We start from the raw sequence: 21,413 nt of genomic DNA, 5'->3' as shown, positions 1-21,413 counted from the left end.
TTATCTGCCTTCGACACTCCGCTCATGCAGCAGCCGAGGGATTAGCGGCAACAACTCTCGCGCCAGAAAACCCACCTCGCCGACGTCCTCCGACAGCCGCTTGCCCGCGGCGCCGTGGGTCCAGGCCGCCCATGCCGCCGCTTCAAAAGCACTCCCGCCTCGCGCCGCGAGCCCGCCGATGATCCCCGCCAGCACATCGCCCGAACCACCCGTCGCCAGCCCGACGCAGCCGCCGTCATAGCGCAGGCAGCGCCCTTCCGGATCGGCAAGGAAACTCTCGCCGGCCTTCAGCAGCACCACTGCGCCGAAGTCCGCCGCCACTCGCAGCGCGGTCCCTGCCGGGTCAGCTGCAATGGCCGCCGCCTCCAGGCCCGTCAGATGCGCCATCTCGCCATGATGCGGGGTCAGGATCACCGTGCCATCATAGACCGCGATCATCTCCCGCAGATCGCGCGCCGCCGTCAGCGCCGCCGCGTCGAGCAGCAGGGTCACGGGCACTTCCAGCGCGGAGAGCAGCCGCGCGACCAGTTCGTCGGTCTGCCGGCTGGTGCTCATGCCAGGGCCGAGAATCAGCGTGTCGCAGCGCTGGGCGCGTTCGGCGAGCAGGTCCGCCGCCTCCGCGGCAATCTCGCCGTCCTCCTGCGCCGGCAGAGCGATCATCGCCGCTTCGGGCACCAGCACGCCTAGCGACATGGCCGCTGACCGCACCGTCGCCATCTGCACCTTGCCAGCGCCAGCGCGCAGCGCCGCTTCTCCGGTCAGGCGGAGTGCACCGGGAACGAACTCCGCTCCGCCCGCGACCAGCACGCGGCCGCGCTCATTCTTGTCGGATGCGTGATGCAGCGCCGGCAAAGGATGGCCGGCAAGCCAGCTTTCGACCAGCGCCTCCATCGTCATCCCCGCGCCCCCGCAATCGCATCGGGCGCGCGCGTGACCGGGGTGTCCTCGCGCTCCATCGGCGCCGTCACATTGTAGCGGTGCACCTTCAGGCCGCCGCTCGCGCCGCGGTGCGGATCATAATGATAGTCGGTGACGGCACAATTGGCGACGTCGCCTTCCCGGTCGATCGCCAATATTTCCTTCTCCGTCATGCCCTCTATGATGTAGCGCAGGCAAAGCACGACCACCTGATGGGTGAAGATCATCACTCGCTTTCCGGCATAATGGAGCGAGATCGTGTCCATCACCGAACGCAGCCGCAGGATTACGTCGCACCAGCTTTCTCCGCCGGGCGGGCGATGATAGAATTTGCCGAGCAACCGACGAAACTCCGCCTGTTCGGGCACCAGATTGCGGATGCCGGACGTAGTAAGGCCATCGAGAATGCCGAATTCCTTTTCCCGCAGACGCTCGTCGAAGCAGATGTCGGTGCTTGCGTCGGTCCCGCTCGCCTTGCGGAAGGCGTCGGCGGTCTGGCAGGCGCGCAGATAGGGGGAGGACAGCAGGAATTCCGGCCGTTCTTCCGCCGGCCCGCGCGCATACCAGTGGCCGAGCGCCCGTGCCTGTTCCCGCCCAAGGTCGCTCAGCGGCACATCGGCGTCGCGCACGTCCAGCGCGATCCGATCGGCGAGCGCCTCCGTGGCGGCATCGCGTGCGACATTGCCGGCGCTTTGCCCGTGACGGACGATGATGAGGCGGGAAGGCCAGTGCAGCGATGGCAAATTCGGCCTCCCTCAGCGCCGTGCGGGAGCGATGGTCACCATGGAGCGTCCTTCCACGGCCCATGCGCCCAGTAAAGATGACAGGGCGGGATGTTCCGCCACTCGAAACCCTTTTCCACCCGCGCGAAATGGCGCCTCAGCAGCGGATGAACGGCCGATCGCATCTGGTAGGCCAAGAAATATCCGTCCTCGTTCAGCATCCGGCGGCTGGCGTCCATGATCCTGTCCGCCACCTCCGGCGGCACCGTGGAAAATGGCAGGCCAGACAGGATGCAGTCGACCTGCTCCAGCCCATGAGCGGACATGATCCGGCGAATTTCGGTAGCACAGCCGGCAGCGGCGATGAGGCGGCTGTCGGGGATCGTCGCCCGCAGGTGGCCGATAAAGCCCTCGCTGGTGTCGAGTGCCAGCAGCCGCGCGTCCCGCGGCAACCGGTCCAGCAGCGCGCGTGTGAAGACTCCGGTGCCCGGCCCGAACTCCACGACCGTGCGTACGCGGCGCCAATCGATGGGCGCCAGCATCGCGTCGACCATGTAGCGGGATGCCGGAAATGCCGATCCCACCGCCATAGGCTGCTTCAAAAATTCGCGAAAGCTTACACCGAAGGTTGCCAAGTCGCTTGTCTGACTCCGCCTCTGCGCGACGGAGATATCACTGAAGGATTTAGCCACTGCCGCCCAAGACCTCGTTTCTATTATTGTCGAGAATGCTGCGCGCTTGTGCAAAAGGGCCACCACCTGGTGACCCTTCTGCATTGGATGTCAACGCTGTTGCGGCTGGCCGCGATCCTTGTCTTTGCGCTGGTCCATATTACCGCCGCCCTGCTGGCCGCGTCCGCCGCCCTGCTGGTGCTGTTGCTTCTGGCTGCCCTGCGACTTGCTCATATCGCCGCCCTGCTTGCCTCGATTGTCCTTCGCCATTTTCGGTTCCTCTCAGCTTTGTGCCATCGGCACGCGCAAGAAACCCCCGTATTCGGGGGTGAGTTCCGGAAAATCGACCAATCACCGATTAAAGGCTGCGAGCCGCTCAGGCGATTATGGCGGGGGCGGAACGGACGCGCCTTCTGGCCGTTCCGCCTATGATGACATGCGAACCAGCTACGTTCGACCCCCCGCCGGAGGCGGCTGGCTTCTATGCCGACAGCCTGCGCCACCTGGTCGAATCCCACATCCCGTTCATGCTGTCGGGCACCTATGCACTCGGTTGCCTGACCGGCATCGTCCGGCCGACCAAGGATCTCGACGTCTTCTGCAAAGCCGGTGACGCGCCCAAGATTCTCGCCTATTTCAAGGCGCTCGGCCATGAAGTTGAGTTCGAGGATGAGCGCTGGATCGGTAAGGTCTGGAAAGGCGACAATTTTTTCGACGTCATCTACAACATCTCCTCGGCCAGCCTGCCGGTAACGGAGGAATGGTTCCGCGACATAGCCCATGCGGAAGTTTATGGCGTCGATGTCCGCATCACGCCGCCGACCGAGTTTATCCTTTCCAAGCTCTTCATCCAGGACCGCTATCGCTATGATGGCGCGGATGTGGCGCACATGATCCTCAAGCAGCATGAGCGCGTCGATTGGCAGCGGCTGCTCGATGCGATGGAACTGCACTGGGAATTGCTGCTGATCCATCTGCTCTATTTCCGCTTCATCTATCCGACGGAGCGGCATTGCATTCCGCTCTGGCTGTTCGAGGAACTGCTGGGCCGATTGCAGACGCGGGCCGAACTGCCCGTGCCGAACATCCGGGTATGCCGGGGCCGGCTGTTGTCGCCGCGCGACTATCTGATCGACATCACCGAATGGGGATTTGCAGACGTGGTCGGAAAGGGACTGGAGGAAAGCCATGATCGCAACAAATGACGGCGGACGCATCACTCTGGCCGCCATCGGCGATCTGCATGTAACCGACACTTCCGAACATCGCTACCGCGAGATGTTCGAGGAAATCTCGGACAAGGCGGACATATTGGCGCTGTGCGGCGACCTGACCAATTTCGGCAAGACGCGCGAGGCGGAGATATTGGCGGAGGACTTGCGTTCCTGCTCGATCCCGACCGTCGCTGTGCTGGGCAATCATGATTATGAGTGCGGGCAGGCGGATCAGGTCGCGCGCATCCTCCATAGCGCGGGCGTCACAGTGCTCGATGAACAGGCGGTGGAGATCAAGGGCGTGGGCTTTGCCGGCGTCAAGGGCTTCGTCGGCGGCTTCGGCCGAGGCGAGTTGGGCGCATTCGGCGAAAGCGCGATCAAGGGCTTTGTCGAGGAATCGATCAACGAGGCGCGGAAGCTGGAAAATGCGCTGCGTTCGCTGCGCACCGAGCGCACCGTCGCGGTGCTGCACTATGCCCCCATTCCGGAAACAGTCGAGGGCGAGCCAAGGGAGATCTTTCCCTTCTTGGGCTCATCCCGGCTTGCGGAAGCCATCGACCGCTTCGAGAATGTGAGCTTCGCGGTCCACGGCCATGCGCATCGCGGCTCGTTCGAGGGCAAGACGCCGAGGGGCGTGCCTGTCTATAATTGCGCGCAGTTCGTGGTGTCGCAGCATTTCGATCGCCCTTATGCGCTGATCGCAGTGTAGGCGACAGGCTGAGGATGGAATGACGCGCTCCCGCCTTCGCAGGAACACGCCTTTGTCATAGCGAAAACTTTACTGCGTCCGGCTGGTCACCTTGGCGGTGCCGTCAGCCGCGATCTCGATGAGGTGAGCCGTGCCATTGTCGCAGGTCGCTCTCCATCCACGCACGCCCTTGCGCACCTCCGCTCGTTCGGACTGAGCGACGCTTGGGCAAGCCAGTCCCGCGGCCTTGATGGCGCGTTCGAGGACGCCGTTGCGCTGCCCCTCATCCAGTTTCGCGACTTGCGCCGCTGCGCCGCTTTCCACAGCAGGCCCTTGCTGCGATGCCGTTGGCTGCTCCCCCTCGCTGCCGCAGGCAGGCAGGGCCAGGGCCGCAGCCAGTATGAGCCAATTCCGCATCATCACCATCCGTCGATCAATTTGCCCCATCAGTGAGCGTTCGGCACCGGCAATGCAAGCCGCGACTCAGGCAGGCGGCTGATGCCCCAGTTCCAGATAGCCCGGATCGAATTCGGCGCATTGTGCCAGACCCTGCCAGTCCAGGATATGGATTGTCCGCCCTGTCCAGCTGATCAGCCCCTGCTGCCTTAGCAACCGGATGACACGGTTCATGTGCACGGGCGTGATGCCCAGCGCATCGGCAATGTGCGCCTGTGTCGCCTGCAGTTCGAACTCCGCGCGCGTGCCCAAGCCTGCCAGTTCCATCCGCATCGCTGTTTCGCACAGCAGGTGAGAGGCTCGCATCAGTGCATCGCGCCGCCCGACATTCACCACCCATTGCGCCAGCACGGAGGCATCCGCCACGCAATCGCGCCAGAAAGCCTCGGCGATCGCTGGGTAGCGGCGCGAAACGCCCAGCAATTCCTCGTGCGGCACCTTCACATAGCTGAGTGGGGCGGAGAGCGCCTGAAGCGCCCATTCGACGCGCGGCAGCATGACAGAATGCAGGTCGCACATATCGCCCGGGATATAGACGGCTGTGATCTGCCGGACGCCGCTGCGCAACTGGCCGAAGCGGCCTGCCATGCCCTCGCTGACCAGACAGGAATGACGCACCGTCTCGCCGGGGGGAACGATATCGATGTTGGGCGACGCCTGCGCGGCAATCGTCCGCATGGACAGGATCGCCTGCTGCTCATCCTCTGTCAGAGGGGAGCGGACCAGCAGCCGCTTCAGGAACAGTTGCAAGGCGGGATGCGATTGGGTCATGCCGCGCCCCCTATTTGCCGCTCGCACGCTCGCGAGCAACTCCAATGGTGCGCTGCATCATAGGGCGGCGGCTTATGTTTGCCCATCGAAACATATCAATTCGCCAAAAAGGATCTTCGCCAATCTTTGCCCCTGCGCATCCTCGACAATCAAGTGATGCTCGGGGTTGATCGGCCGCCCCTGAAGAATGTGCTCGGCGATGATCTCGCGACCGCTGCGGACCGCTTCGTCCCGCGCGGCGTCCGCGTCGCGAAACTCCTGCCCGGATTCGTCCAGCACTTCGGCGTCATTGAACAGATGGATATGAAAGATTGGCATAGACGGGAAATTCCAGAAAGGCCTTCTGGTTCCGTATCTTCGCCTGCCCGCCCCGCGCAACAACATGGGCGAGAATTTTCGCTATTCTTTCGGGAACTCCAGCAACTGAAGGGCTTTCCCCAAGGACTATCCTTTTCCATGTCGAAATAGGTTCCCATTCCGATGCCATCGCTCTCCTCCAATACGCCGCCAGCCTCGAAAAATTCTGATGGCAGCTCTGCGGCATCGCCCTGGCGCATGCCTCCGCGCGGATGGAAGCAAGTGCTGATGCGGACGTGGAAGGAAACCTCCGCCGACAACGCCGGCCTGGTCGCTGCGGGCGTGTCCTTCTACGGCTTCCTCGCCATGCTGCCCCTGCTCGGCGCAATCGTGCTGAGCTATGGCCTGCTCGCCGATCCGCTCACCGTCATGCGCAATATGGAAACTATGACCCGCGTCATGCCCGCCGACATCGCGCGCTTCATCGGTGAGCAGCTCATGTATGTCGTGCAGACATCGGGCGGCAAGAAGGGACTGGGCGTTGCCATCGCACTCGGCATCGCGCTTTTCAGCGCCCGCAGCGGGGCAGCCGCGATCATCACCGCGCTCAATATCGCCTATGAGGAGGAAGAGAAGCGCGGTTTCATCAAGGTCAACCTGCTCGCGCTCGGCATCACGGCGGCCGCGGTGGCGCTGTCCGTGCTGGCGCTGATGTCGGTCACCATCTTCGCCTTTGTTGAGAGCTTCCTGCCGGGGTCGCAGCCGCTTGTCGCCTTTTTCATGAAGGCACTGTCCTATATCCTGCTTGCACTGATCGCGGCGACGGCGGCGGCGGCGCTCTACCGCTTGGGCCCGTCGCGCGATGAGGCCCGCTGGACGTGGCTCACCCCCGGCTCACTGTTTTTCGCGCTGCTCTGGGTTCTGCTGACACTGGGGTTCGGCTTTTATATCGGAAAGTTCGGCAATTATAATGCGACCTATGGCTCGCTTGCCACCGTCGTCATCCTGCTGACCTGGATGTATTTGTCGGCCTATCTTCTGATCGTCGGCGCGGAGCTCAATTCAGAGCTCGAACATCAGACCGCCCGCGACACTACAAAGGGCGCTGAAAGGCCCTTGGGACAAAGGGGTGCCTGGGCCGCCGATCATGTGGCGCAAGGCACCACGACGCAGGACAAACGCCCGACGACCGATGCAGGTCAGGATCGGGACTGATCCTGCAGGAACCAGCCGCCTAGCCGATCCATTATGACGGTATTCTCGAAAGGAACTCAGCGTTGAAAGATCCCCGACAGCCATCCTCCCGCCGATTGGGGCGCGCAGCCATCGTCATTGTCGTGATCGTTCTCGCCATGTTCGTGCTGGTGTTTGTCGGCCGCAATGTCTGGCATGGCGAGGAACTGCATGAGGATCAGGCAACCGGCAACAATATGGCGACCGAACATACCGGCCCCAACTTCAATCAGAAACCCTGATCGGATTTCTTGACGCGCATATTTCAGTGAACATGGTTGGGTAGGCTGCTACTAGAGCATCGCCTGACCTTTTCTAACGTCGCCAGAGCAGCGGCATCCGGGGTCAAGCCCGGGATAACGGTCGCTCAAGCATGATGATCCTCTAGTGCAGCAGCTTGTCGAGCACGGGGACCAACGTCTGGCTCAGCGTCACCTTCGGGACCAACGGCGCATCAGGCAGGTGCCGGGTCAAGCGATCGTCGGCAAAGCCCGAGCAGAAGAGGAACGGGATGTCGTAGCTTTTGAGGTCTTCCGCCAGCATGCCGACATCACCCCCGCCGAGGCGGATTTCGAGAACGGCGCCGTCGGGAAAGTCGGACGCCAGCGCCGCGACTCCATCCGACAGGCTGGCATAGGGACCATCCACCTCATAATCGGCGTCGGTCAGCAGTTCGGCGATGATCGATGCCAAGATCGGGTCATCCTCGACCACCAGGATGCGCTCGGCGGACATCAGCCCTGCCCCAGCCCGAAATGCGCGCGATAGCGACCGAAGCAGCGCTCGCCGCATCGCAGCCGCATCAGCGCGCCTTCCGCCATTGCGGTGGCCCGGCGCGGATCCTCCGCCACCAACGGATGGATCGCCTCGTCATTCCAGTCCCGGCTATGTTTGACGTCGAGTACGGCGTGCAGATCGAAATAGCGCCGCTCCGCATTGGAGAGGCCGATCCGCTTCAACCCTCGCGCCGTGCAGGCCGATCGCCCCGGTGCGGTGAGTTCGATGACGCCAAGCGCGCCAACACTATGCCATGCATAGCAGCGGGAGGTCGCCATCGCCGTCATTCCATTGGCGAGGGCAAGGCTTTCCCAAACGGTATTTTCGATCCGCGCATCAAGGTCGAGGATCGCCACCAGCTGACTCAGCATGGGGCCATGCATGCCCTTGATATTGCCGCGCCCCATCTCGTCCCAATAATTGCGGGCCAGTTCGAGCTTCGGGCGAGCGGGCAGTTTCACCTGCGTCAATGCGACCAGATCGTCAAACCCTGCTTCGCCCGCTGCTTCCTGCGCCAGGAACCATCGTATCTCGTCACGGCTGGCGACATCGGCTAGCCAGGGAAAGAGCGGGTCGCCCTGCCCCGGTCCATTTTCCTTCAGCCCTTCGAACCAGGCGATGAAGCCATCCGGATCGGTGGGCGCACTCGCGGCTTCCTCCCGCACGTCGGCTCGCAATTCCTCAACAAAGCCATGTTCGAGCCGCAGCATCCGGCGGTCGGCGTCGAACAGGTGCGGCGTCAGGTCATCGGGAAAGGCAGGCGCTAGGCGGCGCCTGTTCCATCGGCTCAGCTCCTGCTGAAACTCCTGGTTCAGAAATTGCGACCCAGTGCTCGCGTCATTCAATCGTGTGGCCACGATAATCTCCTTCTTTGTGAAGAAGAATTCGGCAGACGCTCGCTCGTTCCGAATATTCCTATTGATCAATGTTAAGTCGCAAAATACGCGTCAGCACGCAGGAATATTCTGACGCTGGAATTGGTCCGCCGATACCCGGTGGGGATTAGGGGGTTACCTGCCATCTGGCATCGGCGGTGAGCGCCTGCCCCATCACGGCATATGACAGGGCTGCACCCGAGATTAAATCTTGTTTATTGGCAAGATAGGCGATCCGCTGCGGGCTTTCGATCCTGCTATTTACGCCCATCAAACAGCGGTCGGAGAAGCGATACATCCATTTTCGCTCATGATCGGCGTCTGAACAGCGCTCGATTTTCGGCAAGGTCATTGCGGATGGTGGTGGCTGCGACGCCGCCCTCCCCCATGGCATGGCTGATCTGGTCCAGCCCCTTCGCGACGTCGCCAGCAGCGTAGAGGCCCGCCACGGTGGTCCGCTGATGGCTGTCTACGATCAGGCAGCCGTCCTCGCTCCCCTCCGCGCCCAGCGCCATGGCCAGTTCCGACCGGATGACCGAGCCGAGCGCCGGGTAGACCGTGTCATAAGGTGCCATGCCCGCGGGTGTCGGCACAAGGATCTGATCGCCGTCGATCCTCAGCGGGGCGCAGGGGCCGTCGAGCATGGCGATGCCTGCTTCCGCCAGCCTGCCCCGTTCCTCCTCGCCGAGCGCATGGTCGCCGTCCGGCGCGATCAGTGTCACATCGCTGCTATAGGTGCGCAGGAACATCGCCTCCTTCACCCCATGCGTCCGCGTGCCGATGACCGCGATGCGGCGGTCCGTCACTTCATAGCCGTCGCAGATCGGGCAATAGCGCAGCAATCCGCGCTCCAGGGCAGCGTCGTGCACCTCCGGCGCGATCGGTGGGCGATTGTTGACGACGCCGGTCGCCAGCAGGACGCTGCGCGCGCGCAAGCTTTCATTGCCGATGCGGGCCAGGAACAGGTCATCCTGCCGTTCCAGCTTCTCAACCAGCCCGGCAGTGACCTCCGCCCCGAACTCCGCCGCCTGTTCCCGCATCCGCGTGAGCAGTTCCGTGCCGGAAATCCCTCCGGGATAGCCTGCATGATTGCGGGTGCGCGGGATCATGGCGCAGCGGCTGTTCCCCGCATCCACGATCCGGATGCGAAGGTAAAAGCGCGCCAGATAGATGGCGGCGGTCAGGCCCGCCGGCCCGGCGCCGATGACAAGACAATCGAGAGGGGCTGTATCCATCGCGGCAATATCCATTTTCCAAGAGGCGCCAGCGCTTGTCGAGGGCTGCGGTTCCATCGGTCGCCTGCATTATCCATCAGTGGTGCGCTCAAGCGCCGCTCCGGCAGTCAGGCCGTGAACCATCGTGGACAACAGGATGGTGAAGGTGACGATCGCCCACAGCTCTCCTTCATTGGTGAGGTGGGCGTGGCTGGACGCGAAGGCCAGATAGTAGATGGACCCGATGCCCCGGACCCCGAAAAAGGCGACCAGCACCCGATCGCGGCCACGAAGATCCGTGCCGCCAAGGCAGAGAAAGCCAAAGAGCGGCCGGATCAGGAAGATGAGGCCGATTGCGATCGCCGCGTCCTTCCACCCCAGCTCATCCCACAGCAGCGGGATGACGCCGCCCATCAGGATCAGCAGCAGCGCCGTCAACGCATGTTCGATCGCCTCGGTGAAGCTGTGCAGCTTGGTATGGAAGCTGTGCCCCTCCTCAGACCGGCGCAGCATCAGGCCGCAGACGAAGGCGGCGATGAAGCCATAGCCTTCCGCCAGTTCCGCGAGGCCGTAGCAGAGCAATACGCCCGCCAGCGCCACCACGCCCGAACTGGTGTCGGCCAGCACATTGCCCCGCGGCAAGGCGAAGATGACCTTGCCCAGCACCCACCCGACCGCCGCGCCGGACGCGGCGCCCATGCCGATCCGGTAGACGACGTCGCGCGCAAGCCACTCCAGCCCCCATGCGGCGGGTGACCAACCCTGCGCGGCGATGATCAGCGCGAGATAGACGAAGGGAAAGGCCAGCCCATCGTTCAGCCCTGCCTCCGTCGTGAGGGAGAAGCGGACGGGATGCTCCCCCCCTTCCGTCGGCGGCCCCACCTGCACGTCGCCCGCCAGGACCGGATCGGTCGGCGCCAGCACCGCACCCAGCAGCAGCGCCCCCGCCAGCGTCATGCCCGCCGCCAGCCAGCCCAGCAGCGCAACCGCTGCTATGGTCAGCGGCATCAGCAGCACCAGCAGCCGAAGCGCGGGCCGCCAGCGCCGCCAGCGCGGCACCCTGTCGATCCGGATGCCCGTGCCGAACAGCGCGACGATCACCGCCAGTTCGCTGGTTCGCTCCCAAAAGCTCGACTGCACGCGCGGATCGAGCGCGGCGGGCATTCCCGGCATCAGGGTGAAGGCGAGCAGGCCGGCCAGGATCAGCAGCCAGGATGCCGCCGGTTCCCGTCCCGAAAACAGGCGCGGCAGCCAGAAGGCGATGATGATCCCGCCGCCGATAGTCGCCAGGGCGACATGATAGGACGCTAGTCCAAAGAATGGCTCACCGATCACACGCGTCCTTCCAACAGCTGGCTGAAACGCGTGCAGAGGCGGGCGAGTTGCCGATATCTTTCCGCTAACCCAGGTAAGGAATGGGAGCCAAAGCCGATCAAAGGCGGTTGTTTGGCTCCGCGATGAAGATCCTGACCCTCCTTTTTGGACGACGACTCGCCAACCGCGAATATCAGGATCGCAAGATCGGATGGGTGGCCGGTGTTCCGGCCATGGGGCTGGACGGGCTCGGCTCCTCCTCCTACGGGCCCGAAGCCGCGCTGACGGTTCTCATCCCGCTCGGCGCGGCCAGCCTCTACCATGTCGGATGGGTCATCGCCCCGATCGTCGGGCTGCTCGCCATTCTCTATCTTTCCTATCGCCAGACGCTGCTCGCCTATCCCAGCAATGGCGGCGCCTATACGGTGGCGCGAGAGAATCTCGGCAAGGGCGGCGGACTGCTGGCTGCGGCCGCGCTGATGATCGATTATGTGCTGAATGTCGCGGTCGGCATCTCCGCCGGCGTGGGGGCGCTCACCTCGTCTTACCCCGCGCTGCATCCTTATACGCTGTGGCTGTGCCTTGGCATATTGGCGCTGGTGGCGGCGGCCAATTTGCGGGGGACGCGGGAGGCGGGATGGCTCTTTGCCGTGCCGACCTATGTCTTCCTGTGCTCTTTTATCGGTATCATCGGCTATGGCCTTGTCCAGCTTCATCTAAGCGGCGGTGCGCCAACTCCGGTCGTTGCACCGCGCCCCCTGCCGCCCGCTACGGAAACGCTCAGCCTGTGGCTTCTGCTGCGCGCTTTCGCGGCCGGGTGTACGGCGATGACGGGCGTCGAGGCCGTGTCGAACGGCGTCGATGCCTTCAAGGAACCCGTCTTGCGCCAGGCCCGCGCCACGCTGACCGTCATCTGCCTTTCCCTGGGCATGTTGCTCGCCGGCGTCGCCCTCCTCGCCCAAGGCTATCAGATTGGCGCGATGGACCAAACGCAGCCAGGCTATCAAAGCATCATGTCCCAGCTGGTGAGCGCAATCGCAGGCCGCGGTCCCCTCTACTATGTCGCGATGACCAGCCTGCTCGCGATCCTGTGCCTTTCGGCCAATACCAGTTTCGTCGCCTTTCCCCGCATCTGCCGTCTGGTGGCGTTGGATGATTATCTGCCGCGCTCCTTCGCCGTGTCGGACAGGCGCCTCGTCTTCTCGGTCGGCGTGATCTTCCTGACCATCACCGGCGGGGCGCTGCTTGTCCTGTTTGACGGTATCACCGATCGACTGATCCCGCTCTTCGCCATCGGAGCCTTCCTGACCTTCACCATCAGCCAGATCGGCATGATCGTGCATTGGCGCCGGGTCGGCCGACAAGGCCGGCGCCTCGCCATGAATGCGCTGGGTGCCGCCACGACGCTGATCGCCCTCGCCATCATCATCGTCGCCAAATTCTCCGAAGGCGCGTGGATCGTGATGCTGGCGATGCCGCTCACCATCGTCCTCCTGCTCAGCGTCCACCGCTATTATGCGCGGGTGGAGAGACGGCTGAGCGTGGCCGGAAAATTCCGTATCGAGGAGAGGGAAGCGCCCACGGTGCTCGTCGCCTATGAGGAACGCAACCGCATGACCGACCGGGCGCTGGGCTTCGCGCTCACGCTTTCGCCCGACGTGGTCGCGGTGCACCTGCTGAGGCTGCGCGATCCGGAGGCGGAGGAAGACCTGGCGCGGATCAGGGATGTCTTCGCGCGCGAGATCGCCGCACCCGTGGAAGCGGCTGGCATGACGCCGCCCCGCCTCATGTTCCTGCGCGCCGCCTATCGCCAGATGAGCGGGCCGCTGATCGAACTGGTCGAGAAGATCGACGCCGCAGCGCCAGGGCGTTCCGTGGCGATCCTGGTGCCCGAACGCGTCCACCGCCACTGGTGGGAGCGTCTGCTGCACGGCAGGCGCGCCAGACAGCTTCGCGCCGCGCTGATGGCTCAGGCGGGCCCAAGGCTGATGATCGTCACGGCGCCATGGCGCGGCTGAAGCGCAGATCGCCTTAAATTCTCGTCATAGGGCAGTCCATGGCTTGGCATTTGACCGCAAAAAGACGATGGTCGGACTGGCCGCAGTCGAGGATAGGACATGTCAGCCCCCCCGCTTTCCGCATCCGCTTTACAGCGCTTTCACGACCTGTCGGACGATCTGCTCGCGACCGTATCGATGCGCGCCGGCACATGGGTCAGCGTCAACCCAGCCTTCGAACGCAGCCTTGGCTGGGGCGAGGACGAGCTGGTCGATCAGCCTTTTTCCGCGATCATCCATCCTGACGATCTGCCCAGATGGTCGGACGCTGTAAATGCGATGGATTGCCGTCTCCGATGCAAGGATGGCCACCATCGGCTGATCGCCTGGCGCTTTTCCTATGGCGAAGGAGGGCTGACCCACTGCATCGGACGCGATCAGGCGGCAAGCCGGAGCAGCGCGGATGAAGAGAAATATCGCAACCTCTTCCGGTCGATGGATCAGGGCTATTGCATCATCCAACTGATCTATGAGGATGGGGAGCCGGTCGACTGGCGCTTCATCGAGGTGAACCCCGCTTTCGAAAAGCATAACGGCCTTCACAACGCGGTCGGCCGCACCATGCGGGAAATGGCCCCTGCGATCGAACAGAAGTGGATGGACGTCTATTCCCACGTCGCGACCACGGGCGAAAGCCTCCGCTTCGAGGAGGATTCGGCGGCGCTGGGCGACCGCATATTCAACCTCTATGCCTTCCGCGTCGGCGAGCCGGAAGAGCGAAAGGTCGCCGTGCTGTTCCAGAACATCACCGAGCAACGCCACGCCGAAGAAGCGTTGCGGCAGAGCGAGGATCGGCTGCGCGTGCTGGTCGGGGAATTGCAGCACAGGGTCCGCAACATGCTGACCGTCGTCCGCTCGGTCTTTACGAGGACGGTCGCCACCAACGAGGATCTGGAGGAGGTGGTCGATCATTTCCAGGGCCGTCTGGGTGCCCTTGCCCGCACGCAAGTTATCGTGGCGCGCACCGCCGCGGGCATGGTCGATCTGCAGGACCTGATCCGCGACGAACTTCTGAGCGTAGGCGTTCATGACGGTCCCAATGTGCGCATCGGCGGCCCCGACATCTTGTTGAGTTCCAACGTCGCCGAGACGCTTGGCCTTGCGATGCATGAACTGGTGACCAACGCCCTCAAATATGGCGCGCTCAAGGTCGATGGCGCGCGGCTCGACATATCCTGGTCGATCGATCTGGATCAAGGACGCCCGAACCGGCTTCACCTAAGGTGGGTGGAACAGGGGGTTCCCGCGATCGTTCTCCATCCCGCTCGCGACGGCTTTGGACGGGAGTTGATCGAGCAGGCGCTGCCTTACCGTCTGGGTGCTGAGACGATGCTTGAGTTTCGGGGTGGCGGGATACGCTGCTCCATCTCTTTGCCGTTGGACGGCCGTCCAGGCTCTGCCGAGTGATGCTATGGGGGCTTGCGATGAGTGAAACCTTCAAGGACAAGCGCATACTCATCGTCGAGGATGAATATTTCATCGCGCAGGACATAAAGCGCGTCCTGCATCAGGCCGGGGCCGAAGTCCTGGGCCCGGTGAGCACCCTGTCGGAAGGCATGTGCATTGCGGAAGAGGGACGCCTTGACGCCGCCATATTGGATGTGAACCTCCACGGGCAGATGTCCTATACGCTCGCGGAGCAATTGGCGAAAAGCCATGTCCCCCATCTTTTCCTTACAGGATATGATGACTGGTCGCTCGCCGAGCCGCATCGGGACACCCCGCGCATGGCCAAACCCTTCCAGCCGATGATCCTGCTCGCCGCGCTGGAGCGATTGCTGAGCGCCGAAGCGTCGGCCTGATCAGCGCGCTTCCAGGACCATGTTGAACGGCCCCTCGGTCACACGCCGGACGGAGATGAAGCCACCTTCGCGCACGATTTGGGACAGCCGCGCCTCGCCCGCCTGCGCGCCAAGACCTTCCCCAACCTCCTGATCGAGCGAAGTGGGCACGCAGATCATGGTCGACGCATTATAATAGAGCCTGCCGACCGGATTCAGATTGTCCTGCGCGCTGTCGCCCGCGATCGGCTCGACGATCATCCAGCTGCCGCCGGGCGCCAGGATACGCCGCATATGAGCCGCGCAGCCCCGCGGATCGCCCATGTCGTGCAAACAGTCATACATGGTGACGAGATCATAATTGCCCTCGGGAATCTCCTTCGCCGTCGACACTTCGAAGCGGACGCGATCGTCAAGCCCGTGGTCGCTCGCATGGCGCCGCGCGTCCTCAATGGAGGGTTCGTGGAAGTCATAGCCGGTGAACCGGCTTTCGGGATAGGCCTGCGCCATCAGCAGCGTGGAAAAGCCGACGCCGCATCCCACGTCGGCGACCCGCGCCCCTGCTTTGAGCTTGGCCTCTACCCCGTCGAGCGCCGGAATCCAGGACTGTACGATATTGTTGACATAGCCCGGCCGGAAGAAGGCGCCAGTTGCGCAGAACAGGCATCCGGCATGATCGCCCCAGCGGACGCCCCGGCCGTTGCGGAAACATTCCTCCACCTTCGGCTCGGCCTCGATCATGGCGGCAGCCATTTCAAAGGCGCCGGCGAGATAGACCGGGCTGTCGCGGTTGACGAAAACCATCTCCTGCTCGGGTGACAGCGCGAAGCGGTCAGCCCCAGCGTCGAAATCGACAAAGCCGTTCGCCGCCTGTGCCAACGCCCACTCCCGCACATAGCGGACGTGCAGGCCGCCCGCCCGCGTGGCCAGTTCCTCCGCGCTCGCCGGACCTTGCGCCAGTGCATCGAACAATCCCAGGCGGAAGCCGATGCGCGCGGTCGGCACGCTCAACGCGCCGCCCAGATCGCCCAGCATTTTGCCAACGAAGGCATGGAGCTTTTCCTGATCAATCGTCGCCGACATGGTGCCCTCCACCAATAATCTCGCGTGCGACTCTCGCTCTTTTCTACGCTGCTGCCTTTTATCACAGTTGCCGCTCGGTAACGAGCGGCTCCGCTGCCGGGCCGATAAATGGAACTCTCGCCTCCCACGTCCGTTTCGGACCTTGTTGGAGGAGGAATATTATGGCTGAAGTTCATCGTGATCCCTATTCAGGCGACCGCGTCGTCGTTCACAAATCCCATGGTGGCCGTACGCTGGCGATCGTGCTTGTGGTCATCCTGGCGATCGTCGGCATCCTGTTCGCCACCGGCTTCTGGAAAGCCGATGTCTCCGGCGGTGATGTTCCTGAAGTAAGCGTCAAGGGCGGCGAACTGCCGAACGTGGACGTGGATTCGAAGGCCGTCGTCGTCGGCTCGAAGAAGGAAACGATCGACGTTCCGACCGTCGGCGTGAAGGATAATGGCGAAGACTAAGCGCTTGGCATCATGATCCCTGTCGGGAAAAGATCCTATGGCGGGCCTCACCTGGGTGAGCGCCCGCCATTTTCATCTGTGCGCCCGGCGACTGCGCGTCTGACGACATGTAAACTGCCCAGCGTGACACTTTGCCGATTGATTAAGTGTCACGGGTGAAATGCCTCCGGGCAAAGTGTCACAAGCGACAAAAGCGGTCAGAGCGGAAGAAAGTGGATTCACTTCGGCCGTGCTTTGTGCTGGATTCAGCCCTGTTATGTTTCACGCGCCCCGCCATCCCGGACCCTCGACCAGCGGCGATCTGTCCCAGCTGCTCGATCGGCTCGCCCATTGCAGCACTCGCCCCCGCTACGCCTTCATGGCGCTGACGCTGATCGCCGATGCGGCGCGGGCGGATGGCACGGCGGGTCCGATGGTGGCAAATGGCGAGCGGCTGATCCCGCTGCGCGACTGGCTGAGCGACGCGCTGACGCCGATGGGCCATCGCGATCCGCGCCGTCAGGCGCTGATGGACCGGGTGAGGGACGATTTGCGCAGCGAAGGGCGCTTGCCCGATCATGAGGCCGACGCTGCCACGATGATCGAAGAGGAAGTGCGCGCCCGCGCGCGTGCAGCGGGCAAGAGCAACCTCAGCCGCGCCGTGTCGGAACTGGTGCGCGCCGGGCTGGTGCGCCGTCATTATCAGGGCTATCGCGTCGACCATCATAATCGCGGCGCGCAGCGGCAGGCCGTCTATACGCTGATCGGCGACGCTCGCGTGCTGCTCGGTAAGGCTGAGCCGCAGCCGACGCCTGCCCGTCGGCCCAAAAAGCCCGAGCAGCTGACGCTATTCTGATCCGGCAGGTTCCTCACCTTCCGTCCGGTCCATCATATCCATGAAGTCGCGTGCGGCATCCCGATCGGCCGCCTCCTCGAACGCGTCCAGATCGGGTGCGTCCCCCAGCAGAAACAGCAGCGACCAGAGCGCAAAGCGCCGACCACGGTCCGTTTCCAGCCCGAAATCCACACGCATCCGCTCCATCCCCGCGGCCAGCGCGTCGGGTGTCAGCGCGTCGAAATCCGCCGTGCCGAAATAGCGGTGAAGCTGATCTTCGAAATTCATGCCTTCTCCGGAATCGATCTTCGGCCATTAGGCGTTATAGCGGCCTTGTCCAACTCCATCGCCACGGAACCGCCATGCGCCAGGCCACGACCATGCTTACGATCGAAACCTGCGGCCAGGGCCTGGTCGAGATCAGCCGGGAGGTGATCGACTGGACGCGGCAAAGCGGCATAGCGCAAGGGCTGCTGACGCTCTTCTGCCGCCACACCTCCGCCTCGCTGCTGATCCAGGAAAATGCGGCGCCTGAAGTCCGGGACGATCTGGAGGCCTATTTTGCCAGCATCGCGCCCGAAGACCCGGCCGCCTACGCCCATGACGATGAAGGACCCGACGACATGCCCGCGCATCTGCGCACGGCCCTCACTCAGGTGCAGCTAAGCATCCCAGTAATGGCGGGCTCACCGGTACTGGGCACCTGGCAGGGCATCTACCTGTTCGAGCATCGGCGCCAACCGCATCGCCGAACCGTGGCGCTTCACCTGATCGGCGACTGAGCCGAGGCGATCAGGAAACCGCCAGCACGCCTGCATAGTTGCGGTCCTCCAGCGCCTTGCCCGCGCCCATCGCGACGCAAATCAGCGGGCTGTCCGCCACCTTGACGGGCAAGCCGGTCGCGTCCGCCAGTGCTTCGTCCAAACGCCGCAGCATTGCGCCGCCGCCGGTGAGGGTGATCCCCTCCTCGATGATGTCCGCCGACAGTTCCGGCGCGGTCTGTTCAAGCGCAGTCATCACCGCCATCTTGATCTGCCCGACCGGCTCGGCGAGCGCGTCCGCAATCTCGGCCTCGCTGATCGTCATTTCGGCCGGGCGCCCGTTGACGAGGTCACGCCCCTTGACGACGATCCGCTGCCCCTCCTCATCGGGCGGCGTGGCCGCGCCGATCTGGCACTTGACGCGTTCTGAAGTCGCCTCGCCGATCATCAGATTATGGGTGCGCCGGATGTGCGAGGCGATGGCGTCATCCAGCCGGTCGCCCCCGACGCGCGCGGAATTGCTGTAGGCGATCCCCTGCAGCGACAACACCGCCACCTCCGTCGTGCCGCCGCCAATGTCCACCACCATCGCGCCGCGCGGCTCGGTCACAGGGAGTTCCGCCCCGATCGCCGCCGCCATCGGCTCCTCGATCAGTTGCACGCGATAGGCGCCCGCATTGGACGTTGCATCGCGCAGCGCGCGCCGCTCGACCATGGTCGACCCGGTGGGCACGCAGATCACCACCTCATGCCGCCGGCCAAAACGAGTGCCATTCAGCGCCTTGTCTATGAAATGCTTGATCATCTGCTCGGCCACGTCGATGTCGGCGATCACCCCGTCGCGCAGCGGCCGGATCGCCTGGATGCCGTTCGGCGTCTTGCCCATCATCAGCTTGGCTTCGTTGCCCACAACCTTGACGCGGCGGATGCCGTCCCGCGTCTCGATGGCGATCACGGACGGTTCATTGAGTACGATGCCCCGATCCCGGACGTAGATTACCGTGTTCACGGTGCCAAGGTCGATCGCCATGTCGCAGGCGGAGGAGGAGAAAAGCCGGGGAAATTTCATGGGATGGCACAGGACATTCGGCAGGAGGGCAGGATCAGCCGCTCCCAGTGCAGATGCGCTGATCCAGCAGAAGCGCCGTGCGACAGTCCGTCCGGTTCCCGCGTCAAACCGAATTGGGAACGGCCCACGTCCGCGCTGCCCATCGAATTGCCCTGTTGCGAGTCGTTCGCTGGGAACGAGACTCGCCTTCGATCAATTCATACGCATAAGCAGGAGGACCAACAGTCATGGCCGACAAATTCACTGACGCAATCGCCTTGCTCAAGGCGGATCATCGCAAGGTCGAGGAGCTTTTCGAGCAATTCGAAAAGGCGCGCGCCGCGAACCGCAAGCAGGAGATCGCGCACCAGATCTGCACCGAGCTCAAGATCCATACGATGATCGAGGAAGAGATTTTTTACCCGGCCTTCCGTGGCAAGATCGAGGACGACACGCTGGATGAAGCCTATGTCGAGCATGACGGCGCCAAGGTGCTGGTGAACGATATCGAGGCTGGATCGCCCGAAGATGATTTCTACGATGCCAAGGTCACGGTGCTCTCCGAAGAGATCAAGCATCATGTGAAGGAGGAGGAGCGCGGCTCCGACGGAATGTTCGCGCAGTGCCGCAAGACCGACGTGGACCTGGTCGCATTGCGTGACCAGATGCTCGCGCGCAAGGAAGAGTTGATGGCTCAAGCCAAGGCTGGCGGACTGGCGCCCGCAAAACCGACCGCCGTGCACCTCGTCACCGCCTGACCTTAAGGCGTAAGATCGATCCTCTCGGCATCCGGGAGGATCGCTTCCACGAGCAGGGAGCGGTGGCATCCCGCCGCCTCCCGCTCGAAGCACAGCAGGGCGGTAGGCCGTTCCGCCGCCATATCGATCAATTGGGCTGCCTGAAGCATCGCTTCGGGCAGTTCCAGCTGGCTTTCATAGATTTCCGCCAGCTTGGCGTGATCACCCTTGCGCGCCGCATCGCGCCCAGCCGGAGGCGTCCCCAGCGCCTTCAGCCCGACGTAATCGATCCCTGCTTCCTTCAGCCCGGCGGCGAGGATGTTCTTCGAAAAACCCGGTCTGCGCGACAGCGGAACGGCGCGAACATCGGCGAGCAAGGTGATGCCCGCCGCCTGGAGCGCTGCTATGACGTCCGCCTGGGTGGCGCCCTCATAGCCGATCGTGAAAATTTTCATGAGCGGGATTTAGGGAGGCCCAGGCGGGTATTAAAGTGCATCTGCTCCTGCCTTCGCAGGAGCACGAACGATCAAGGCGCGGAATCCTTGCGGTCCTGCTCGGGATAATCCTCCGGTTTCACGCTGCCTACCATCGGGCGTTCTTCCGGCCGTTCCTGGCCCTGCCCGCCAACCGTGCGAGGGTCTTCCTTCTCCCGTCCGGGCATTGCGTCGCCCAGCGGGCCCCGAGGCGTGTCGGCGTTGTCGGGGTCGTGGCGGTGCTTGTCACTGTCCATTGTCTTTCTCCACCTTCTCGGCCGTGCCCGGTTCGGCCATCTTGCGATGCTGCTCCGCCAATATGGCTGCGGGCGTGACATGGGCGGCGGCGGCCTGAAGCTTGTTCTTCCAGCCGGACACGATATGCGCCTTCCCGTCCATCAGCGCGTCCCAGCCATCCTTGGCGACCTTGGCAGGATCGTCCTTCTCCTGAACGCCGACCTTCGTGTCGAGCATGTCCGCACGCTCAAAGAATTCGGTGTCGGTAGCGCCGGGCATCAGCGTCGTGACGGTGACCCCGTCCGCATCCTTGATCTCGTTCCGGATCGCGTCGGCGAAACTGTCGATAAACGCCTTGGTACCATTATAGACCGCGTGGAAGGAGCCGGGAAGGAAACCCGCGATCGAACCCGTAATCAGCACCTTGCCCTCATTCCGGCCGACCATCGGCTGCAGGACCTTCTGCAGCAGATAGAGCGTGCCGGTGATGTTTGTGTCGACGACGTGACGCCATCCTGCCACATCCTGCTCAAGGAAGCTGTGGCCGAGTCCGGCCCCGGCATTAGCGCACAGCAGATCGATCTGCCGCCCGTTGGCGCTGGCAAGCAGCTTGTCGACGCCCTCCAGCGTCGAAAGGTCGGCCTCCACCGCCTGCACATTCGTGCCATGCCGCTGGAAATCCTGCGCGGCCGAGTGGATCAGCGCCTCGTCGGCGACGACCAGCAGATCATAGCCGTCCTGCGCCGCCAGATGCGCCAGCTCAAAACCAATCCCTGTGGACGCGCCCGTAACGATGGCGAACTTGTCCGAAGCCATAAGT

At 63.4% G+C, this 21,413-nt stretch carries 29 protein-coding genes; 11 read left to right on the top strand and 18 right to left on the bottom strand.

The window, feature by feature from the left end; translation table 11 throughout:
* From L858_RS0103380 to L858_RS21900, 4 genes are all read right to left on the bottom strand, one after another.
* Positions 1–897 (bottom strand): NAD(P)H-hydrate dehydratase, encoded by an 897-nt coding sequence (locus tag L858_RS0103380; protein ID WP_028055766.1) that lies wholly within the window; start codon positions 895–897, stop codon positions 1–3.
* Complete coding sequence (locus L858_RS0103375) at positions 894–1,661, bottom strand: histidine phosphatase family protein (protein WP_022681736.1); 768 nt, start codon at positions 1,659–1,661, stop codon at positions 894–896. The genes L858_RS0103380 and L858_RS0103375 overlap by 4 nt, the downstream gene beginning before the upstream one ends.
* Before the next feature lie 35 nt (positions 1,662–1,696).
* On the bottom strand, positions 1,697–2,230 hold the full coding sequence (locus tag L858_RS0103370; RefSeq protein ID WP_051132583.1) for a class I SAM-dependent methyltransferase: 534 nt from the start codon (positions 2,228–2,230) through the stop codon (positions 1,697–1,699).
* 192 nt (positions 2,231–2,422) lie between these two features.
* The gene (locus L858_RS21900) at positions 2,423–2,581 is read right to left on the bottom strand and encodes a hypothetical protein (RefSeq protein ID WP_022681734.1); all 159 of its coding nucleotides are present in this window, start codon (positions 2,579–2,581) and stop codon (positions 2,423–2,425) included.
* A 158-nt stretch (positions 2,582–2,739) separates the two neighbouring features.
* On the opposite strand from L858_RS21900, the gene L858_RS0103360 reads away from it, so the two are divergent.
* Positions 2,740–3,516, top strand: a complete 777-nt coding sequence (locus L858_RS0103360) for a nucleotidyltransferase family protein (protein ID WP_238564914.1) — start codon at positions 2,740–2,742, stop codon at positions 3,514–3,516.
* The gene (locus tag L858_RS0103355; RefSeq protein ID WP_022681732.1) at positions 3,500–4,234 is read left to right on the top strand and encodes a metallophosphoesterase family protein; all 735 of its coding nucleotides are present in this window, start codon (positions 3,500–3,502) and stop codon (positions 4,232–4,234) included. Before L858_RS0103360 ends, L858_RS0103355 begins: the two co-directional genes overlap by 17 nt.
* Before the next feature lie 69 nt (positions 4,235–4,303).
* Here the strand turns inward: L858_RS0103355 and L858_RS0103350 are convergent, their stop codons facing one another.
* The 3 genes from L858_RS0103350 to L858_RS0103340 form a co-directional block, all read right to left on the bottom strand.
* Entirely contained in the window at positions 4,304–4,630 is a 327-nt protein-coding gene (locus L858_RS0103350; protein WP_028055764.1) for a hypothetical protein, read from the bottom strand.
* Positions 4,631–4,696: 66 nt separating this feature from the next.
* Positions 4,697–5,440 (bottom strand): Crp/Fnr family transcriptional regulator, encoded by a 744-nt coding sequence (locus L858_RS0103345; protein WP_022681730.1) that lies wholly within the window; start codon positions 5,438–5,440, stop codon positions 4,697–4,699.
* A 72-nt stretch (positions 5,441–5,512) separates the two neighbouring features.
* The gene (locus tag L858_RS0103340) at positions 5,513–5,758 is read right to left on the bottom strand and encodes a DUF6894 family protein (protein ID WP_022681729.1); all 246 of its coding nucleotides are present in this window, start codon (positions 5,756–5,758) and stop codon (positions 5,513–5,515) included.
* Between the two features lie 267 nt (positions 5,759–6,025).
* On the opposite strand from L858_RS0103340, the gene L858_RS19515 reads away from it, so the two are divergent.
* Both L858_RS19515 and L858_RS0103330 read left to right on the top strand, forming a co-directional pair.
* Positions 6,026–6,952 carry a YihY/virulence factor BrkB family protein gene (locus tag L858_RS19515; protein ID WP_238564913.1) on the top strand — a complete coding sequence of 309 codons (927 nt, stop codon included), beginning with the start codon at positions 6,026–6,028 and terminating at the stop codon, positions 6,950–6,952.
* A gap of 62 nt (positions 6,953–7,014) precedes the next feature.
* Complete coding sequence (locus L858_RS0103330; protein WP_022681728.1) at positions 7,015–7,212, top strand: hypothetical protein; 198 nt, start codon at positions 7,015–7,017, stop codon at positions 7,210–7,212.
* A 142-nt stretch (positions 7,213–7,354) separates the two neighbouring features.
* Here the strand turns inward: L858_RS0103330 and L858_RS0103325 are convergent, their stop codons facing one another.
* The 5 genes from L858_RS0103325 to L858_RS0103305 form a co-directional block, all read right to left on the bottom strand.
* Positions 7,355–7,705, bottom strand: a complete 351-nt coding sequence (locus L858_RS0103325; RefSeq protein WP_022681727.1) for a response regulator — start codon at positions 7,703–7,705, stop codon at positions 7,355–7,357.
* Positions 7,705–8,604, bottom strand: a complete 900-nt coding sequence (locus tag L858_RS0103320; RefSeq protein ID WP_028055762.1) for an iron-containing redox enzyme family protein — start codon at positions 8,602–8,604, stop codon at positions 7,705–7,707. Before L858_RS0103320 ends, L858_RS0103325 begins: the two co-directional genes overlap by 1 nt.
* 145 nt (positions 8,605–8,749) lie before the next feature.
* Positions 8,750–8,920 carry a hypothetical protein gene (locus L858_RS21895; protein WP_022681725.1) on the bottom strand — a complete coding sequence of 57 codons (171 nt, stop codon included), beginning with the start codon at positions 8,918–8,920 and terminating at the stop codon, positions 8,750–8,752.
* Positions 8,921–8,930: 10 nt separating this feature from the next.
* Positions 8,931–9,857, bottom strand: coding sequence for an NAD(P)/FAD-dependent oxidoreductase (locus L858_RS0103310; protein WP_028055761.1), 927 nt, complete (start codon positions 9,855–9,857; stop codon positions 8,931–8,933).
* 69 nt (positions 9,858–9,926) lie between these two features.
* A complete protein-coding gene (locus L858_RS0103305; RefSeq protein ID WP_022681723.1) occupies positions 9,927–11,171 on the bottom strand; it encodes a cation:proton antiporter in 1,245 nt (414 codons plus the stop codon).
* Positions 11,172–11,293: 122 nt separating this feature from the next.
* Here L858_RS0103305 and L858_RS0103300 point away from each other — a divergent pair, with 122 nt between their 5' ends.
* The 3 genes from L858_RS0103300 to L858_RS0103290 all read left to right on the top strand — a co-directional run bounded on the left by L858_RS0103300 (position 11,294) and on the right by L858_RS0103290 (position 15,009).
* The gene (locus L858_RS0103300) at positions 11,294–13,168 is read left to right on the top strand and encodes an APC family permease (protein WP_028055759.1); all 1,875 of its coding nucleotides are present in this window, start codon (positions 11,294–11,296) and stop codon (positions 13,166–13,168) included.
* 99 nt (positions 13,169–13,267) lie between these two features.
* Complete coding sequence (locus tag L858_RS0103295) at positions 13,268–14,614, top strand: HWE histidine kinase domain-containing protein (protein WP_022681721.1); 1,347 nt, start codon at positions 13,268–13,270, stop codon at positions 14,612–14,614.
* Positions 14,615–14,631: 17 nt separating this feature from the next.
* Complete coding sequence (locus L858_RS0103290) at positions 14,632–15,009, top strand: response regulator (protein ID WP_022681720.1); 378 nt, start codon at positions 14,632–14,634, stop codon at positions 15,007–15,009.
* On the opposite strand, the gene L858_RS0103285 is transcribed toward L858_RS0103290, so the two are convergent.
* Complete coding sequence (locus tag L858_RS0103285) at positions 15,010–16,071, bottom strand: class I SAM-dependent methyltransferase (RefSeq protein WP_028055758.1); 1,062 nt, start codon at positions 16,069–16,071, stop codon at positions 15,010–15,012.
* 161 nt (positions 16,072–16,232) lie between these two features.
* Here L858_RS0103285 and L858_RS0103280 point away from each other — a divergent pair, with 161 nt between their 5' ends.
* Both L858_RS0103280 and L858_RS0103275 read left to right on the top strand, forming a co-directional pair.
* The gene (locus L858_RS0103280; protein ID WP_022681718.1) at positions 16,233–16,523 is read left to right on the top strand and encodes a hypothetical protein; all 291 of its coding nucleotides are present in this window, start codon (positions 16,233–16,235) and stop codon (positions 16,521–16,523) included.
* Positions 16,524–16,779: 256 nt separating this feature from the next.
* Entirely contained in the window at positions 16,780–17,358 is a 579-nt protein-coding gene (locus L858_RS0103275; protein WP_022681717.1) for a hypothetical protein, read from the top strand.
* On the opposite strand, the gene L858_RS0103270 is transcribed toward L858_RS0103275, so the two are convergent.
* Positions 17,350–17,625 (bottom strand): hypothetical protein, encoded by a 276-nt coding sequence (locus L858_RS0103270; RefSeq protein WP_022681716.1) that lies wholly within the window; start codon positions 17,623–17,625, stop codon positions 17,350–17,352. The genes L858_RS0103275 and L858_RS0103270 overlap by 9 nt on opposite strands.
* A gap of 74 nt (positions 17,626–17,699) precedes the next feature.
* Between L858_RS0103270 and L858_RS0103265 the strand changes: the two genes are divergently transcribed.
* The gene (locus tag L858_RS0103265; protein WP_022681715.1) at positions 17,700–18,119 is read left to right on the top strand and encodes a secondary thiamine-phosphate synthase enzyme YjbQ; all 420 of its coding nucleotides are present in this window, start codon (positions 17,700–17,702) and stop codon (positions 18,117–18,119) included.
* Positions 18,120–18,129: 10 nt separating this feature from the next.
* On the opposite strand, the gene L858_RS0103260 is transcribed toward L858_RS0103265, so the two are convergent.
* A complete protein-coding gene (locus L858_RS0103260) occupies positions 18,130–19,167 on the bottom strand; it encodes a rod shape-determining protein (RefSeq protein WP_022681714.1) in 1,038 nt (345 codons plus the stop codon).
* Positions 19,168–19,394: 227 nt separating this feature from the next.
* Between L858_RS0103260 and L858_RS0103255 the strand changes: the two genes are divergently transcribed.
* The gene (locus tag L858_RS0103255) at positions 19,395–19,904 is read left to right on the top strand and encodes a hemerythrin domain-containing protein (protein WP_022681713.1); all 510 of its coding nucleotides are present in this window, start codon (positions 19,395–19,397) and stop codon (positions 19,902–19,904) included.
* 2 nt (positions 19,905–19,906) lie between these two features.
* On the opposite strand, the gene L858_RS0103250 is transcribed toward L858_RS0103255, so the two are convergent.
* The 3 genes from L858_RS0103250 to L858_RS0103240 all read right to left on the bottom strand — a co-directional run bounded on the left by L858_RS0103250 (position 19,907) and on the right by L858_RS0103240 (position 21,409).
* A complete protein-coding gene (locus L858_RS0103250; RefSeq protein ID WP_022681712.1) occupies positions 19,907–20,338 on the bottom strand; it encodes a DUF488 domain-containing protein in 432 nt (143 codons plus the stop codon).
* Between the two features lie 71 nt (positions 20,339–20,409).
* On the bottom strand, positions 20,410–20,613 hold the full coding sequence (locus tag L858_RS0103245) for a hypothetical protein (RefSeq protein WP_022681711.1): 204 nt from the start codon (positions 20,611–20,613) through the stop codon (positions 20,410–20,412).
* Positions 20,603–21,409, bottom strand: a complete 807-nt coding sequence (locus L858_RS0103240; protein ID WP_022681710.1) for an SDR family NAD(P)-dependent oxidoreductase — start codon at positions 21,407–21,409, stop codon at positions 20,603–20,605. Before L858_RS0103240 ends, L858_RS0103245 begins: the two co-directional genes overlap by 11 nt.
* Positions 21,410–21,413: the final 4 nt, after the last annotated feature.

It is taken from the genome of Sphingobium bisphenolivorans, assembly GCF_000412635.1.
Classification (GTDB): Bacteria; Pseudomonadota; Alphaproteobacteria; order Sphingomonadales; family Sphingomonadaceae; genus Sphingobium; species Sphingobium bisphenolivorans.
Note: the sequence above shows the minus strand (reverse complement) of the source record. Positions and strands in the feature narration are given on the sequence as shown.

Coding starts and splice junctions, on each gene's coding strand:
- L858_RS19515 (WP_238564913.1), top strand. CDS start 6,026: ATGCGGACGTGGAAGGAAACCTCCGCCGACAACGCCGGCCTGGTCGCT.
- L858_RS21895 (WP_022681725.1), bottom strand. CDS start 8,920: ATGTATCGCTTCTCCGACCGCTGTTTGATGGGCGTAAATAGCAGGATC.
- L858_RS0103270 (WP_022681716.1), bottom strand. CDS start 17,625: ATGAATTTCGAAGATCAGCTTCACCGCTATTTCGGCACGGCGGATTTC.
- L858_RS0103280 (WP_022681718.1), top strand. CDS start 16,233: ATGGCTGAAGTTCATCGTGATCCCTATTCAGGCGACCGCGTCGTCGTT.
- L858_RS0103325 (WP_022681727.1), bottom strand. CDS start 7,705: ATGTCCGCCGAGCGCATCCTGGTGGTCGAGGATGACCCGATCTTGGCA.
- L858_RS0103290 (WP_022681720.1), top strand. CDS start 14,632: ATGAGTGAAACCTTCAAGGACAAGCGCATACTCATCGTCGAGGATGAA.
- L858_RS0103350 (WP_028055764.1), bottom strand. CDS start 4,630: ATGCGGAATTGGCTCATACTGGCTGCGGCCCTGGCCCTGCCTGCCTGC.
- L858_RS0103340 (WP_022681729.1), bottom strand. CDS start 5,758: ATGCCAATCTTTCATATCCATCTGTTCAATGACGCCGAAGTGCTGGAC.
- L858_RS0103345 (WP_022681730.1), bottom strand. CDS start 5,440: ATGACCCAATCGCATCCCGCCTTGCAACTGTTCCTGAAGCGGCTGCTG.
- L858_RS0103250 (WP_022681712.1), bottom strand. CDS start 20,338: ATGAAAATTTTCACGATCGGCTATGAGGGCGCCACCCAGGCGGACGTC.
- L858_RS0103295 (WP_022681721.1), top strand. CDS start 13,268: ATGTCAGCCCCCCCGCTTTCCGCATCCGCTTTACAGCGCTTTCACGAC.
- L858_RS0103255 (WP_022681713.1), top strand. CDS start 19,395: ATGGCCGACAAATTCACTGACGCAATCGCCTTGCTCAAGGCGGATCAT.
- L858_RS0103240 (WP_022681710.1), bottom strand. CDS start 21,409: ATGGCTTCGGACAAGTTCGCCATCGTTACGGGCGCGTCCACAGGGATT.
- L858_RS0103310 (WP_028055761.1), bottom strand. CDS start 9,857: ATGGATACAGCCCCTCTCGATTGTCTTGTCATCGGCGCCGGGCCGGCG.
- L858_RS21900 (WP_022681734.1), bottom strand. CDS start 2,581: ATGGCGAAGGACAATCGAGGCAAGCAGGGCGGCGATATGAGCAAGTCG.
- L858_RS0103355 (WP_022681732.1), top strand. CDS start 3,500: ATGATCGCAACAAATGACGGCGGACGCATCACTCTGGCCGCCATCGGC.
- L858_RS0103245 (WP_022681711.1), bottom strand. CDS start 20,613: ATGGACAGTGACAAGCACCGCCACGACCCCGACAACGCCGACACGCCT.
- L858_RS0103380 (WP_028055766.1), bottom strand. CDS start 897: ATGACGATGGAGGCGCTGGTCGAAAGCTGGCTTGCCGGCCATCCTTTG.
- L858_RS0103260 (WP_022681714.1), bottom strand. CDS start 19,167: ATGAAATTTCCCCGGCTTTTCTCCTCCTCCGCCTGCGACATGGCGATC.
- L858_RS0103300 (WP_028055759.1), top strand. CDS start 11,294: ATGAAGATCCTGACCCTCCTTTTTGGACGACGACTCGCCAACCGCGAA.
- L858_RS0103265 (WP_022681715.1), top strand. CDS start 17,700: ATGCGCCAGGCCACGACCATGCTTACGATCGAAACCTGCGGCCAGGGC.
- L858_RS0103275 (WP_022681717.1), top strand. CDS start 16,780: ATGTTTCACGCGCCCCGCCATCCCGGACCCTCGACCAGCGGCGATCTG.
- L858_RS0103285 (WP_028055758.1), bottom strand. CDS start 16,071: ATGTCGGCGACGATTGATCAGGAAAAGCTCCATGCCTTCGTTGGCAAA.
- L858_RS0103360 (WP_238564914.1), top strand. CDS start 2,740: ATGATGACATGCGAACCAGCTACGTTCGACCCCCCGCCGGAGGCGGCT.
- L858_RS0103370 (WP_051132583.1), bottom strand. CDS start 2,230: ATGGCGGTGGGATCGGCATTTCCGGCATCCCGCTACATGGTCGACGCG.